The 14581-nt window shown below is 73.7% G+C and carries 11 protein-coding genes, 1 tRNA gene and 1 pseudogene; 5 read left to right on the forward strand and 8 right to left on the reverse strand.

What is annotated here, in order from left to right; genetic code table 11:
- On the forward strand, positions 1-373 hold a 373-nt coding region (locus tag ACTUAL_RS06355; RefSeq protein ID WP_440899591.1), incomplete at its 5' end, for a hypothetical protein.
- Here ACTUAL_RS06355 and rsmI read toward each other — a convergent pair.
- The gene (gene rsmI, locus ACTUAL_RS06360) at positions 360-1205 is read right to left on the reverse strand and encodes a 16S rRNA (cytidine(1402)-2'-O)-methyltransferase (RefSeq protein ID WP_012783262.1); all 846 of its coding nucleotides are present in this window, start codon (positions 1203-1205) and stop codon (positions 360-362) included. The two genes, ACTUAL_RS06355 and rsmI, sit on opposite strands and share 14 nt — an antisense overlap.
- A 24-nt stretch (positions 1206-1229) precedes the next feature.
- Here rsmI and ACTUAL_RS06365 point away from each other — a divergent pair.
- A pseudogene (locus tag ACTUAL_RS06365) lies at positions 1230-2798 on the forward strand (dolichyl-phosphate-mannose--protein mannosyltransferase); the annotation flags it as partial.
- Between the two features lie 72 nt (positions 2799-2870).
- Here the strand turns inward: ACTUAL_RS06365 and ACTUAL_RS06370 are convergent.
- The 7 genes from ACTUAL_RS06370 to ACTUAL_RS06400 all read right to left on the reverse strand — a co-directional run bounded on the left by ACTUAL_RS06370 (position 2871) and on the right by ACTUAL_RS06400 (position 12120).
- Positions 2871-4997, reverse strand: a complete 2127-nt coding sequence (locus ACTUAL_RS06370; protein WP_440899592.1) for a protein kinase domain-containing protein — start codon at positions 4995-4997, stop codon at positions 2871-2873.
- 146 nt (positions 4998-5143) lie between these two features.
- Entirely contained in the window at positions 5144-8137 is a 2994-nt protein-coding gene (locus ACTUAL_RS06375) for a UvrD-helicase domain-containing protein (protein ID WP_440899593.1), read from the reverse strand.
- Between the two features lie 240 nt (positions 8138-8377).
- A tRNA-Ala gene (locus ACTUAL_RS06380) sits at positions 8378-8450 on the reverse strand.
- Between the two features lie 70 nt (positions 8451-8520).
- On the reverse strand, positions 8521-9165 hold the full coding sequence (gene sepX, locus ACTUAL_RS06385) for a divisome protein SepX/GlpR (RefSeq protein WP_440899594.1): 645 nt from the start codon (positions 9163-9165) through the stop codon (positions 8521-8523).
- 153 nt (positions 9166-9318) lie between these two features.
- Complete coding sequence (locus tag ACTUAL_RS06390) at positions 9319-9978, reverse strand: GNAT family N-acetyltransferase (protein WP_096491421.1); 660 nt, start codon at positions 9976-9978, stop codon at positions 9319-9321.
- A 4-nt stretch (positions 9979-9982) separates the two neighbouring features.
- The gene (gene glp / locus ACTUAL_RS06395; protein ID WP_096491420.1) at positions 9983-11206 is read right to left on the reverse strand and encodes a molybdotransferase-like divisome protein Glp; all 1224 of its coding nucleotides are present in this window, start codon (positions 11204-11206) and stop codon (positions 9983-9985) included.
- A 32-nt stretch (positions 11207-11238) separates the two neighbouring features.
- Positions 11239-12120 (reverse strand): UTP--glucose-1-phosphate uridylyltransferase, encoded by an 882-nt coding sequence (locus ACTUAL_RS06400; RefSeq protein WP_096491419.1) that lies wholly within the window; start codon positions 12118-12120, stop codon positions 11239-11241.
- Between the two features lie 38 nt (positions 12121-12158).
- Between ACTUAL_RS06400 and ACTUAL_RS06405 the strand changes: the two genes are divergently transcribed.
- From ACTUAL_RS06405 to ACTUAL_RS06415, 3 genes are all read left to right on the forward strand, one after another.
- Positions 12159-12725: a 5-formyltetrahydrofolate cyclo-ligase gene (locus ACTUAL_RS06405; RefSeq protein WP_440899595.1), complete on the forward strand. Its 567-nt coding sequence runs from the start codon at positions 12159-12161 to the stop codon at positions 12723-12725.
- Positions 12726-12826: 101 nt separating this feature from the next.
- Positions 12827-13123 (forward strand): FmdB family zinc ribbon protein, encoded by a 297-nt coding sequence (locus tag ACTUAL_RS06410; protein WP_440899596.1) that lies wholly within the window; start codon positions 12827-12829, stop codon positions 13121-13123.
- Positions 13124-13212: 89 nt separating this feature from the next.
- Positions 13213-13833 (forward strand): SAF domain-containing protein, encoded by a 621-nt coding sequence (locus ACTUAL_RS06415; RefSeq protein ID WP_440899597.1) that lies wholly within the window; start codon positions 13213-13215, stop codon positions 13831-13833.
- Positions 13834-14581: the final 748 nt, after the last annotated feature.

The following is a 14581-nucleotide window of genomic DNA, read 5'->3' on the forward strand; positions in this document are numbered from 1 at the left end:
GGCGACGAACGACGACTACGTCTACTTCGCCGAGTTCCTGGGCATGGTCGTCCGGTCGACGGGGAAGACCGACGACGCGGAGGTCATGCGCATCGCGCTCGACGCCGTCACCGAGCTGATCCTCGAAGGCGCCGTCGTCCCCGGTGACCTCGGCTGGCGAACCGACGGCTTCGCCCCGTGGCCGCTCACCCCGGAGGAGGCCGTCGCCCGCATCGAGCGGGAGGCGGCCGAGTACCTGCGCACGGGCGCCGAGGTGCACATGGGCGACATCTGCTGGTTCGACCTCCCCGCCCGCATCGCCGAGCGCGAGGCCGCCAAGCGCGCCGCCGCAGGCGACTCCCCCGCCACCGGCTCCCCCGTCAAGGACGACTGACCGCAGCGTCGTACAGCGCCTTCTTGCTCACCCCCGCCGCCTCCGCCACCGCCGCCGCCGCGGCCTTCATCCGCTCCCCGCCCGCCACGAGCTCCAGCACCCGCTCCACCAGCACCTCCAGCGACGGCGCCTCCACCGGCGCCGCCCCCTCCAGCACCACGGTGATCTCCCCCCGCACCCCCTCCTCTGCCCACGCGGCCAGCTCCGCCAGCCCGCCCCGCCGCACCTCCTCGTACGTCTTCGTCAGCTCCCGACACACCGCCGCCCGCCGCTCCCCGCCCAGCACCTCGGCCGCGTCCGCGAGCGTCGCGGCCAGCCGGTGCGGGGACTCGAAGAACACGCACGTGCGCTGCTCCGCCGCCAGCCCGGCGAACCACCGCTGCCGCTCCCCCTGCTTGCGCGGCGGGAAGCCCTCGAAGCAGAAGCGGTCCGACGGCAGGCCCGACACCGCCAGCGCGGTGGTCACCGCGGACGGCCCCGGCACGCACGTCACGGTGATGTCCTCGGCCACGCACGCCGCCGTGATTCGGAATCCCGGATCGGAGACGCTCGGCATCCCGGCGTCCGTCACGAGCACCACGGTCGCGCCGCCGCGCAGCGACTCCAGCAGGCCGGGCAGCCTGCTCGTCTCGACCTGGTCGTAGAAGCTGACCACCCGTCCGGGCGGTGTGACGCCGAGCGCGGCGACCAGGGACCGCAGCCTCCTGGTGTCCTCGGCGGCGATGACGTCGGCGGTGCGCAGCGCTTCCACCAGCTTGGGGGACGCGTCGCGGATGTCACCGAGGGGCGTGGCGGCGAGGACGAGCCTGCCTGATCCGGATACGGGGCTCACGCCGCTCACCCTACGATCGGGGCCGTGACCCTGAGCGCACCGCAGTCCGCAGACGACGTGGTGAACGTCGGCGAGCTCCCGCCGACCTCCCCCCCGCCGGGTGGCGACCGCCGGGAGCGGGCCCGGATGCTCGACCCCGGACCGCAGGGCGACCGCCTGCGCGGCTGGCTGGTCGCGCTCTCGCTGGCGCTGGTCGGCGGGGTGACCCGGTTCTGGAACCTGGGGTTCCCGACCGACAAGGGCACCCCGATCTTCGACGAGAAGCACTACGTGCCGCAGGCGTCGCAGGTGCTGCGCAACGGCGGCTACGAGGACAACCCCGGCTACGAGCTGGTGGTGCACCCGCCGCTGGGCAAGCAGCTGATCGCGATCGGCGAGTGGCTGTTCGGCTACGACGGCTTCGGCTGGCGGTTCTCCTCGGCCGTCGCGGGCACGCTCATGGTGCTGATGGTCGTGCGGATCGCCCGCAGGCTCACCCGCTCCGACCTGCTGGCGGCCATCGCGGGCGTGCTGCTGATCGCCGACGGCGTGAGCCACGTGCAGTCCCGCATGGGGATGCTGGACATCTTCATGGCGCTGTTCGTGCTGGCCGCGTTCGGCTGCCTGGTGGCGGACCGCGAGCAGGTGCGGAGGCGGCTCGGCGAGGCGGTGGCTGGCGGGTGGGCGGCCCACTCGCCGTTCGGGCCGACGCTCGGCTTCCGCTGGTGGCGGTTCGGCGCGGGCGTGTCGCTGGGCCTGGCGTGCTCGATCAAGTGGTCGGGCCTGTGGTTCATCATGGCGTTCGGCCTGATGTCGGTGTTCTGGTGCGTGGGCGCGCGCCGCGCGGCCGGGGTGCGCAGGCCGTGGGTGGGCGCGATCGTGCGGGACGTGCTGCCGTCGCTGTTCGCGCTGGTCGGCGTGGCGCTGCTGGTGTACCTGTCGACGTGGTGGGCGTGGTTCGGCAGCGAGACCGCCATCGACCGGCACGTGGTGGGCGGCAAGGTCACCGGCGACAGCTGGGTGCCGGACCCGCTGCGCGCGCTCTGGTACTACAGCAGCAACGTGCTGGAGTTCCACACGAACCTGGTGACGTCGGAGACGAACAAGCACCCGTGGGAGTCGAAGCCGTGGACGTGGCCGATGGGGCTGCGGCCGATGCTCTACTACTTCGAGGGCGCGGTGCAGGGCTGCGGGCAGAGCAGCTGCGTCGGCGCGATCATGCTGATCGGCACGCCCGCGATGTGGTGGCTGGCGTTCCCGGTGCTGGCCTGGTCGCTGTGGAAGGCGATCGCCAAGCTGGACTGGCGCTACGCGGCCGTCCTGGTCGGCTACGGCGCCGGTTTCCTGCCGTGGTTCACGAACGTGGACCGGCAGATGTACTTCTTCTACGTGACCCCGATGGCGCCGTTCCTGGTGCTGGGCATCGTGCTGTGCCTGGGCGACGTCCTCGGCTCCGCCCGCGCGGGCGTGGAGCGGCGGGGCACCGGGCTGCTGGTGGTGTCGCTGTACGTGGGGCTGGTCGTGGCGAACTTCGTGTGGCTGTGGCCGATCCTCAACGGGAACCCGATCACCCCGGAGATCTGGGACGCCCAGCGCTGGCTCCCCAGCTGGCGCGAGCGGCCCCCGAACGGGCGGAAGCCCCCGGCCACCCCTGGTGACCGGGGGCTTCCCCGTTCTCGGACCGCCTCAGCGCACCGGCCGGGTCGGCGGGTCCGGCTTGCTGATCATCTGCGTCACCGGGCCCTCCTTGCTCACGCCCGCCCGCATCAACCACGCCCCCAGCTCGGACCGGATCGCCGCGAGCGTCGGCCGCCGGGCCGGGTCGGCGTCCAGCGCGGCCGTCAGCAGCCGCAGGTGGGTGCTCTGGTGCGGCAGCTTCACGCACGGCTCGCCCTGCGCCGCCGCCATCAGCGACGAGATCGGGTTCTCCCGCGTGCCGCGCGGCGGCTGCCCGGTCAGCGCGTAGCTGACCGTCGCGGCGAGCTGCCAGGCGTCGGAGGCGGGCGTGGCCGCGTCGCCGCGCGCGGTCTCCGGCGCGAGGAAGTCCGGCGTGCCGACCATCATCCCGGTCGCGGTGAGCGTGCTGTCGCCCTTGGACCGCGCGATGCCGAAGTCGATCAGGTGCGCCGCGCCCTCGCCGTCGACGATCACGTTGGACGGCTTCACGTCGCGGTGCAGCACGCCCTTCTCGTGCGCGGCGGCCAGCGCGTCGGCCATGTTGATCCACAGCCGGGCGGCGAGCACGTCGGTGAGGAACCCGTCGTTCTGCACGACATCGGACAGCGCCTGGCCGTCGATGTACTCCATGACGATCGCCAGGCCGTCCGGGTCCTGCACGATGTCGAACACGCGCACGCAGTTCGGGTGCCGCAGGGCGGCGAGCGCGCGGGCCTCCCGCAGCATCCGCTGCTCGGTGTCGTTGTCCGGGGCGTGCGCGAGCTTGACCGCGACCGTCCGGTCGAGCTGGGTGTCGACGGCCAGCCACACCGTGCCGAACCCGCCGCTGCCGAGCTGCTTGACCCGCCGGAACCGCCCGCTGGCCGGGTTCCACACCTTGCCCTTCTGCGGGGCCGCGGGCATGGACGCGCTCGCCGCGCCCGCGCCGAACGGCAGCGGGCCCGGCGTGTCGGCGAGCCGCGCGGGCCCGTCGAGGCGCGCCTGGTCGACGGCGGTCGGCTCGTCGGTCGCCCACAGCGGCAGCGGCTCGACGCGGGTCGGGTTCGGGCCCTGGGCGCCGGGCGCGACGGGCCTGGGGCCCGACTGGTCGGCGAAGGGCGGCGGTCCGACGCGGGTCGCGTTGGGCCCGCTGACCTGGCCCAGGTCGGCGACGCGCGTCGGCGGGTACTGCCTGGCCTGCGCGGACGGCTGCTGGGCCTGCTGCGGGGTGAACGCCGAGGACTGCTGCCCCGCCGGGTGCTGGGTGGCCTGCTGCCGCTGCGGCACCGCCGCGTAGGGCGCGGGCTGGTAGGGCGGGGGCTTCTGGTGCGGCCCCGAGCTCTCCGACCCGGCGGGCTGGTACGGCGGCGGCGAGTGCTGCGCCGGGTGCTGCGCGGACTGCGACGCGCTCGGGGGCAGCGCGGCGTTCTTGCGCTCGGCGGGTGGCTGGTGCGCCGGGGTCCGGGAGACCTGCGGCTGCGGGGGCGCGGAGTTGCCGCGATCACGGCCTGGGCGGTTCAGCATGGCCGTAGTCAACCCGAAAATCCGCACCACGATTGACCCGATCAGCGCAACGGGGAAGAACCCCGCGTACAGGTGGGCCATCAGCGCCACGGGCAGTGCCGAGGTGGCCACGAGCAGCACCGCGAACGGCACCCAGAACACCTTGCGCGGCCAGCTCGGGCCGAGCCGGAACGTCGAACCGGCCTGGAGCATCACGAACAGCAGGCACAGCAGCGCGAGCACCGCGGCGGTCCCGCCCGCGATGACGTACATCAGGTTGCCGTCCGTGAAGGACTTGGCGATCGACGGCCCGTCGAGCAGGTACTCCTGCTGCGTGAACGCGCCGCAGGGCCGCTCGTCGAGGGTCCCGGAACCGGGCAGCGCGCGGCTGCCGAGCAGCTTGACCGTCGCGGAGAACATCACCCACGGCAGAACCAGCGTGCTGGTCACGCCGAGCACGGCGAACAGGCCGCCGGTCACCGGGCCGTACGAGTTGCCCACGACCCGCCGGATCACGATCGCCAGCAGCGAGGCGATCGTCGGCAGCGTCCCGATCAGCGCGCCGAAGGCCGTGGTGGTCAACGCCCAGTCACCGGGGCACAGCTCGACGGACCAGCCGTGCAGCCACAGCAGCACTGACTTGGCCAGATCCACGCCTCACCACCCACCCCTTCTAGTCGACTCCCAGGGTACGGGTGGGGGCCGCCCGCCCACGGGCACGTCCGCCGCCCCGTCCCGGCGCGTCGCGCGCCACCCGCGCGTGCGGGCGCGACCGGCCGGTCGCCGGGTGCGGGCGCGGCCTAGAACAGGCTGAACTGCGTCTCCTTCTTCTTCCGGGCCTGCCGCGCGTCCCCGACCTGCTCGAACACCCCGTCGAGCTGGTTGAGGAACGGCGACCGGGGTCGCCCGGACGAGTGGCTGAGGAACAGGTGCCGCTGGGCGCGGGTCATGCCGACGAACAGCAGCCGCCGCTCCTCCGCGACCTCGTCCGGCGCCGGGTCGGCGCCCGGCCAGCGCAGCGGCAGCAGCCCGTCCTCGCAGCCCACGACGAACACCACCGGGAACTCCAGCCCCTTGGACGCGTGCAGCGTGAGCAGCGAGATCCGGTCCGCCCTCGGGTCCCAGGTGTCGACCTCCACGCCCAGCGCCAGCTCCGAGTGGAACCGCTCGAAGTCGGCCCCGCAGTCCCCGGCCAGCGGCTTGAGCAGCTCGTAGGCCGTGTGGTCCTCGCCCGCGACCGCGCGCACCCGGTCCAGCACCGTCTCCCCGGCGGCGAACCGCAGCTCCCGCACGATCCGCTCCACGCCGGGCCGGTCGGCGAGCCGGTCGTGCGAGCGCTTCTGGAACGGCATCCCGGACGCGGTCAGCGCGTCGACGACGGCCCGCGACTGCCGGTCGGTGCGGTAGAGCACGGCGAAGTCGGAGAACCCGAGGTCCCGCGCCCCGTCCGAGTCGACCCGGCCGCTGTCGAAGGCGTGGAACGTGGCCCCGCCGAGGAGCTGCTCGACGGTCCGCGACACGAACACCGCCTCGGCCTGCTCGCTGGCGGCGTGGTGCACGCCGATCAGGGCGTCGCCGTGCTCGCCGAACGGCCGCAGCTCCCGGCCGGGCACCAGCGTGGTCGGCGCGACCACCTGGAGCGCGCCGGTGACGACGGGCGCGCTGGAGCGGTAGTTGCGGGTGAGGTGGGCGGTGCGGGCGGCCGGGAAGTCCTCGCGGAACCGCAGGAAGAACCCGACGTCCGCGCCCCGGAACCGGTAGATCGCCTGGTCGGGGTCGCCGATGGCGGTGAGGTTGCCGTCCGCCGGGGCGAGCAGCCGCAGCAGCCGGTTCTGCTGCTCGTCGACGTCCTGGTACTCGTCGACGGACACCCACCGCCACCGGTCGCGGTAGGCGGCGGCGAGGTCGGCGTCGCCCTCCAGCAGGGCCAGCGGCAGGGTGATCAGGTCGTCGAAGTCGACCAGGTCCTGGGCGCGCAGGGCGTCCTTGTAGGCGGGGTGCGCGGCGGCGAGGAGCTCCTTGGCGGCCTTCTCGTCGGCGGCGACCGAGAGCGCGACGGCGAGCTGCTGGTCGGGGTCGGCGATGCCGAAGGAGCGGCTGAGCCCGACCCGGTCGGGCTGCTCGCGCAGCACCAGCACGCCGAGGGCGTGGAAGGTGGTGATCGTCATCGCGGGCGCGTGCGCGGGGGCGAGCGCGGCCATGCGCTCGGTCATCTCCTCGGCGGCGCGGCGGGTGAACGTGATCGCCAGGCACTGCTCGGGGGGCACGCCGCGCTCCACGACCAGGTGGGCGAGGCGGTGGGTGAGCGTGCGGGTCTTGCCGGTGCCGGGCCCGGCGATGATCAGCAGCGGCCCGCCCTCGACGCCCGCGGCGGCCCGCTGGTCGGGGTCGAGCCCGGCGAGCAGGCCGGCGCCGGGGGCGGGCGCGGTCGGGGCGGCGGGTTCGGCGGCGGGCGCCGCCTCGGGCGCCGGGGCGCGGCGGGCCTTGGGCTTCGCGGCCTCGGGTTCGGCGACCCGGTCCTCGAACAGCGCGGGCGCGGCGACCCGCTTGGCCAGTTCCCCCGGCTGGAACAGCTTGATCACGCCGTACTCGCCGTCGTACCCGGCGTCCCGCACCACCTCGCCGCGCCGCAGCCGGGTGATCGCCTCGCCGAGCAGCTCGGAGTGGCCGGACAGGTCGGCGAGCGGGGTGTCCTGGAGGATGCGCAGCTCGGGCCCGAACGCGGCGGTGAGCTTGTCGACCTCGGCGAGGACCTTCTTGCTCTTCGGTCCGGTGCCCAGGAGCTCGCTGACGATCTCGGGCAGCGGCACGAGGCTGGTGAAGCCCGCGGCCCCGTCGGGCCGGAACCCCTCGGGCCGGTCGGCGAGCTCCTCGACGCGGCTGAGCACGCCCACCGTCAGCGGCTTGCCGCACTCCGGGCACACCCCCCGGTGCGCGCGGGTCTCGGCGGGCTCCATGCGCACGTCGCACTTGCGGTGCCCGTCGACGTGGTACTTGCCCTCCTCGGGGAAGAACTCCAGCGTCCCGGCGTGCCCGACGCCGGTCTCCAGCGCCCGGCGCACCGCGAAGTAGTCGAGCTCGGTGTCGAACACGGTGGCCTCGCGGCCGAGCATGGGCGGCGAGTGCGCGTCGGAGTTGCTGACCAGCCGGTACTTGTCGAGGCCGGAGACGCGCCAGTTCATCCCTGGGTCGCTGGACAGCCCGGTCTCCACGGCGAACACGTGGTCGGCGAGGTCGGCGTAGCAGTCCTCGACCGCGTCGAACCCGGACTTGGACCCGAGCACGGCGAACCAGGGCGTCCACAGGTGCGCGGGCACGAGGTAGCCGCCGCACTCCAGGGTGATCTCCAGCAGGTCGCGCGAGTCCAGCCCGAGGATGGGCCGCCCGTCGGACCCGAGGTTGCCGATCTTCCCGAGGCGCCGGTTGAACTCGGCGGCGGAGTCGAGGTCGGGCAGGTAGACGAGGTGGTGCACCTTGCGGGTGCGGTCGCCGCGCTTGTAGATGGTGGAGATCTCGACGGAGAGCGCGAACCTGACGGGGGCGCTCGCGAGACTGGGCGGCAACCTCCGGTCGATCGCCCGGTCGAGGTCGTCGCGCAACCGGAAGAGTCCGGGCTCGGCGTCGACGAGGTTCTCGCGGAGGTGGTCGTACCAGGCGGGGTGGGTGAAGTCCCCGGTGCCGACGAGGGTGATCCCCTTGCGCCTCGCCCACCAGGTCAGGTGCTCGAGATCGCAATCCCGGCTGCACGCCCGCGAGTACTTCGAGTGGATGTGGAGATCGGCCACGAAGCGCACCGGGCACACCTTAGTGGTGGAGCGCCCCTTGGTGGTGGAGCACCGGAGGGACGTCCCCCTGGGCGCTCCCAGCGGAAGAGCGCCGAGCCGCCGGCTGGACGCGCCCGGAACAACAGTGATCGAGATCACCGGGGCGCGCAGGGAAGTGCCAGGATCTCGGGACTTCCCGAAAAACAAAGAACGGGACCTGGCGCTTGACCAGGTCCCGTTCTCGGGAAATTCGTGCGTGTTGTTCTGCTGTGGAGCTGAGGGGAATCGAACCCCTGACCTACTCGATGCGAACGAGTCGCGCTACCAACTGCGCTACAGCCCCGTGTTCAGTTCTTCGTCGTCGTGCAGGAGAACTATAGCAGTACTCCGGGGGGTGGTTTCACCACCCCCCTCTACTCCCCCGCCGCACGCCGGTACCGCAGGTCACCGGGCCCGTCGAGCTCCAGGAACACCGGGTCCTCGTCGTCCGCGTCCACCACGACCGCCCCCGGCGCCACCGGCTGCTGCTCGTGCCGGGGCGCGGGCACGTCGCGCACCGCCCCGTCCTCGTCCTCCACCGGCTCCTCGCGGCGCGCCGACCGCCGCCGGGACGCCAACCGCGCCTGACGGCGCGCCCTGACGTCCTCCTCGATCCGCACCTGGCGGCGCAGGTACGTCAGGTACCCGACGAGCGCCACGTCCACGGCCCCGTGCGCCCACCACAGCACCGGGAGCGCGAAACCCGCCACGACGGCGGTCACGGCCGCCAGCAGCAGCAGGACCGCGACGACCCTGCGCCGGAACGCGTACTTGGCCTGGGCGACGATCGCGGCGGTCTCCGGGTCGTAGCCGCCCCGCCCCGGCCGGTAGGCGCGCTGCGGGAGCTCGTCCTCGTAGTCGTCGTCGTACTCGTCGTCCAGCTCGTACTCGTGCTCGGGCATGGGGTCGTACTCCTCTTCCATGCTGTTCCGCGCGTCGGCCCGCTTGCGGACCACCATGGGCACGAGGACGACCAGCCAGGCCACCCCCAGCCCGACGACGATCAGCGAACTCGGCATCCCCGTTCACCTCCCCCTGACAGCGCGTAGTGCAGACGCCACGCTAGCCACAACAGTCACACCTGTCTCGGAGGCTCGCCGACCGGGAGAGGTACGCGGGTGTGGTCCAGAACCCACCTTCGGCGGATCAAGTTGACCCGTTCGGCGGGCCCGTCACGATGTTCGGACGTACCCCTGCGCCTCCATTCGGCGGACCAGCCCCTCGGGGGACGCCTCCTCCGCCGTCATGGCGAAACACAGGTGGTCACGCCACTGCCCGGCCACGTCGAGGTACCGCTCGAACAACCCCTCGCGGCGGAACCCGGCCTTCGCCAGCACCCGCGCGCTGGCCGCGTTCTCGGGGCGGACGGTGGCCTCCAACCGGTGCAGCCCGGCGTACCCGAAGGTGTGATCCACCACAAGGGCGAGCGCGGCCGTCGCGACCCCGCCGCCCGCCCGGTCGGCGGCCACCCAGTAGCCGACCCACGCCGAGCGCAGCGCCCCGCGCACGATGTTCCCGACCGTGATCTGCCCGGCCAGCTCGCCGTCCACGGTGATCACGAACGGCAGCGCCTGGCCGCGCCTGGCCAGCCCCTTGAGCGCCGACCACTGCGCGGGCCAGGCGAGCGGCGAGTTCCGCTCGTGCCACCCCTCGACGGCGGTCGGCTCCCAGGCCTCCAGGTGGTCGCGGTCGCGCAGCCTGGTGCGGCCCCACGCCGACGCGTCCAGCAGCCTCGGCGGGCGCAGCTCCACGACCCCGGCCGCCACCCGCAGCGGTCCCAGCCGCACGGGCCAACCGGGGTGCCGTCCGCCCTCCCACGCCAGCGGTGCGATCTCCCTACCCCTTCTGGGCGATGAAGCTGACCAGCACCTCTTCGCCGACGGCGACGTCGGTGACGTCCTCGTCCACCATGACCAGGCAGTTCGCCTCGGCGAGCGAGGCGAGCAGGTGCGCCCCGGACTGCCCGAGCGGCTGGACCAGGAACTCGCCGGTCTGCTCGTCCCGCAGCAGCTGCGCGCGCAGGAAGCCGCGCCGCCCCTTGGTGGACGACAGCGGCGACAGCAGCCGGGCGCTCACCGCGCGCCGGTACGGGTTCCGCTTGCCCAGCGCCGCCCTGATCAGCGGCCGGACCAGCACCTCGAACACCACGAGGGCGCTCATCGGGTTGGCGGGCAGCAGGAACGTCGGCACCGCGTCGGGCCCGAGCCTGCCGAAGCCCTGCACCGAACCGGGGTGCATGGCGACCCGCGTGATGTCCACGTCGCCCAGGTCCGCGAGCGCGGCCCTGACCTCGTCGCCGATGGCCCCGCCGACCCCGCCCGCCACCACGACCACCTCGGACAGCAGGAGCCTGCCCTCGACGACCTCGCGGAGCCTGCGCGGGTCGGCCGACTGGATGCCGACCCGGCTGACCTCGGCCCCGGCGTCGCGGGCCGCCGCCGCGAGCGCGTAGGAGTTGACGTCGTAGACCTGTCCCTGGCCGGGGGTGCGGTCGACGTCCACCAGCTCCTCGCCGACGGAGATGACCGACACGCGTGGCCGGGGGTGGACGAGCACCTTGTTCCGCCCGACCGCGGCCAGCAGGCCGACCTGGGCGGCGCCGATGGTCGTGCCCCGGCGGACGGCGACGTCCCCGGTCTGCACGTCCTCGCCGGTGCGGCGCACGAACGCCGCCGACGGGACGGGCCGCTGGACCGTCACCTTGGCCGCGTGGCCGTCGGTGAAGCCCAGCGGGACCACGGCGTCGGCCAGCGTCGGCAGCGGTGCGCCGGTCGCCACCCGGACCGCCTGCCCCGGCTGGAGCCGTCTGGGCTGGCGCGACCCCGCGGTGATCTCGCCGACCACCGGGAGCGTCACCGGTTCCTCACCCGCGCCCTGCACGTCCACGCTGCGCACCGCGTAGCCGTCCACCGCCGCCTGGTCGAAACCGGGCAAGGCGCGCTCGGCGACGACCTCCTCGGCGCAGAGGAGCCCCTGCGACTCGGAGATCGCCACGCGCACCGGGGCGGGCCGCACGGCGGCGGCGATGACCCTGGCGAGCTGCTCGTCCACTGACCTCATGTGCTCATACCTCGTTCATGCTCATACCTCGTTCAGGAGTTGCCGAGGCGACCCCGCAACCACTCACCGAGCTCGGGCCCGTAGTCCGGGTGCTCCAACGCGAAGTCAACCGCAGCCTTGAGGAAACCTCCCGGATTGCCCAGGTCGTGTCGCCCACCGCGGTGGACCACGACGTGCACCGGGTGGCCCTCGGAGATCAGCAGCGCGATGGCGTCGGTGAGCTGGAGCTCGCCGCCCGCGCCGGGGGTGATCCGCTTGAGGGCGTCGAAGATCGCCCGATCGAGGAGGTAGCGGCCCGCGGCGGCGTAGGTGGACGGGGCGTCCTCGGCCTTGGGCTTCTCGACCATGCCGACGACCTGCTTGACGTCGTCGTCGTCGGTGTCGTTCACGTCGAACACGCCGTACGCGGAGATCTGCTCGCGCGGGATGTCGAACGCGCACAGCACGCTGCCGCCGAAGCGGTCGCGCACGGCGGCCATGCGGGAGAGCACGCCGGTGGGGAGCACCAGGTCGTCGGGCAGCAGCACGGCGACGGCCTCGTCGGCGTCGGTCAGGTTGGCCTCGGCGCAGCCGACGGCGTGGCCGAGCCCGAGGGCCTTCTCCTGGAGCGCGGTCTCCACGTCGAGCAGGGCGGGGGCGCGGCGGACCTTGGCGACCAGGTCGGACTTGCCGCGGCTCTCCAGGGTCTCCTCCAGCTCGGGCTGGGGGCGGAAGTACTGCGCCACCGACTCCTTGCCGGGGGAGGTGACGATGATCAGCTTGGTGGCGCCCGCCTCGGCCGCCTCGGTGGCGACGAGTTCGATGCCGGGGGTGTCGACGACCGGCAGCAGCTCCTTGGGCACGGCCTTGGTGGTCGGGAGGAAGCGGGTGCCCAACCCGGCCGCGGGCACGATTGCTGTCGTGAAGGCGCTCATGCCCAGCGAGCCTAACGGCGTCCTTAGGCTGTCCTGCCATGACGTCCGGTGAACGTGATCGCAAGGACGCGGAGCGCGCACGGCTGCGGGCGGCGCGGCGCGGGGCCGAGCCGGTCCCGATGGTGGCGGAGGTGCTGCTGGCGACCGCCGCGTTCGGGGTTCCGGCCGGTGGGGCGGTGTGCGCGTACCTCGCGGTGCGGGGCGAGCCGGGGTCGGTGGGGATGCTGGAGTCGTTGCGGGGGGCGGGGTTCCGGGTGCTGCTGCCCGTGGTGGCGGGGGGCGGGCCGCTGGAGTGGGCCGAGCACACCGGGGCGCTGCGGGCGGGGCCGTTCGGGTTGAGGGAGCCGGACGGGCCGCTGCTGGGGGTCGACGCGGTGGCGGGGGCGGCGCTGGTGCTCGTGCCCGCGCTGGCGGTGGACCGGGCCGGGGTGCGGTTGGGGCAGGGCGGCGGGTACTACGACCGGACGCTGCCGCTGGCGCGGGGGCCGGTGGTGGCGGTGGTGCGCGACGAGGAGTTCGTGGAATCGCTGCCCGCGGAGGCTCATGACGTCCGGATGAGTGCCGTACTCACCCCTGGGCGTGGTGTGGTGCGCTTGCCGCTGTGACGTTGACCAGGCATGTTTGCGCGCGGCGCGCCCCTCAGCGCATCATCGTCGTTGGCACTCGTGACGTGGGAGTGCCAATCAGGACTCGTGGAGGGGCGATCGTGCCGACCTACCAGTACGCCTGCACCGAGTGCGACCACCGGTTCGAAGCGGTGCAGTCCTTCTCCGACTCCGCGCTGACCGAGTGCCCCGAGTGCTCCGGCAAGCTGCGCAAGCTCTACGGCGCCGTGGGGGTCGTGTTCAAGGGGAGCGGGTTCTACCGGACCGACAGCCGGGGATCGTCGTCCTCGTCGCCGAAGAGCGAGTCCTCTTCGTCGTCGTCGTCCTCGACGTCCTCGTCCTCGTCGTCGTCCTCCGCGCCGGCATCGTCCTCCTCGAAGACGGCCGCCGCTTCCTGATCCCCCAGTTCTCCACAGGCCCCCGAGTTGTCCACAGCTCGGGGGTCTCGTGCTTCCCACCCCTGGCGCCGCCCTCCTAGCTTCGAGGCATGAACCTCGCCCGAAAGCTGTTCGCGCTGGCACTGGCCCTGCTCGGCCTGGGAGCGCTGCTGTGGCCCGACCCGCCGACGACCACCGTGCTGGTGGCCGCCCACGACCTGCCGCCCGGTGTCGCGCTGACGCGGGAGGACGTCCGGGCGGTCGAACTGCCGCCGGGGTTGGCGCCGGAGGGGGTGGTCGCGGCGGAGGTCGCGGTGGGCCGCGCCCTGGTGTCGACGGCGCGGGCGGGTGAGCCGCTGACGGACGCGCGGCTGACGGGGGTCGACCCGGAGGCGGCGTCGGTGGCGGTGCGCTTCGACCCGGTGACGGCCGGGCTGCTGCGCACGGGCAGCCGGGTGGACGTGGTCGGCGTGGGCGGGCTGGGCTCGACAGGGCTGGGCTCAACCGGGCTGGATCCGATCGGGCTGAGTCCGCCTGGGCCGGGTTCGACCGGCCTGAGTCCTCCCGGGCTGAGTCCGCCCGGTCCGGAGGCGCGGGTGCTCGCGCGGGACGCGGTGGTGGTGGCACTGCGGGAGGAGTCCGCGGTCCTGCTGATGCCGCGCGACTTGGCGGCGAGCGTGGCGGCCGAGGCGCTGGGGCAGGAGGTGGGCCTGACGCTGCGCTCGCACTGAGCCGCAGGGCCGCGCTCACGCTGCGTCGCCGCAAGAGCACCGGGACGGCCTCTCAGCCGCGTTCTCCGGCGATCAAGCCGGTCATCCGACCTCCGGGGCCGGAACGGGCTTTCCCAACGACACCGCACGACTCCGCCCCCGCACGCTCCAGGCAGCTGACCGCCCAGCGGTCGACCGCTTGGCGGTCGTGCGGGTCCGAGGGGCACTCGGGCCCGGCGGGTGGCGCGGCCGAGCGCCTGAAGGCCGTGCGAGTCCGAGGGACACTCGGGTCCGGTGGTCACACAGCCGACCACCTGGTGGCCGTGCGGGACCGAGGGGCACTCGGGCCCGGCGGGCGACGCGGCCGAGCGCCTGAAGGCCGTGCGAGTCCAAGAGGCACTCGGGTCCCGTGGGCGCAGGCCAAGCGCCGGAAGGCCGTTCGGGTCCGCGGGGCGCGCGGGCCCAGGTGGCGGGGCGGCCGAGCGCCTGGCGGCCGTGCGGATCCAAGGGGCACTCGGGTCCGGTGGTCACACAGCCGACCATCTGGCGGCCGTGCGGGTTCGAGAGGCGCTCGGGTCAAGTGGGCGGCGCGGCCGAGTGTCAGGCGGTCGTACGGGTTCAAGGGGCGCTCGGGTCGGGTGGTCGCGCGGGCGGTCGGTAGTCGCGCGGGCGGTCGGCGGTCGCGCGGGCGGTCGGCGGTCGCACGGGCGGTCGGCGGTCGCACGGGCGGTCGGTGGTCGCACGGGCGGTCGGTGGTCGCGCGGGCGGT

Source organism: Actinosynnema sp. (assembly GCF_052038725.1).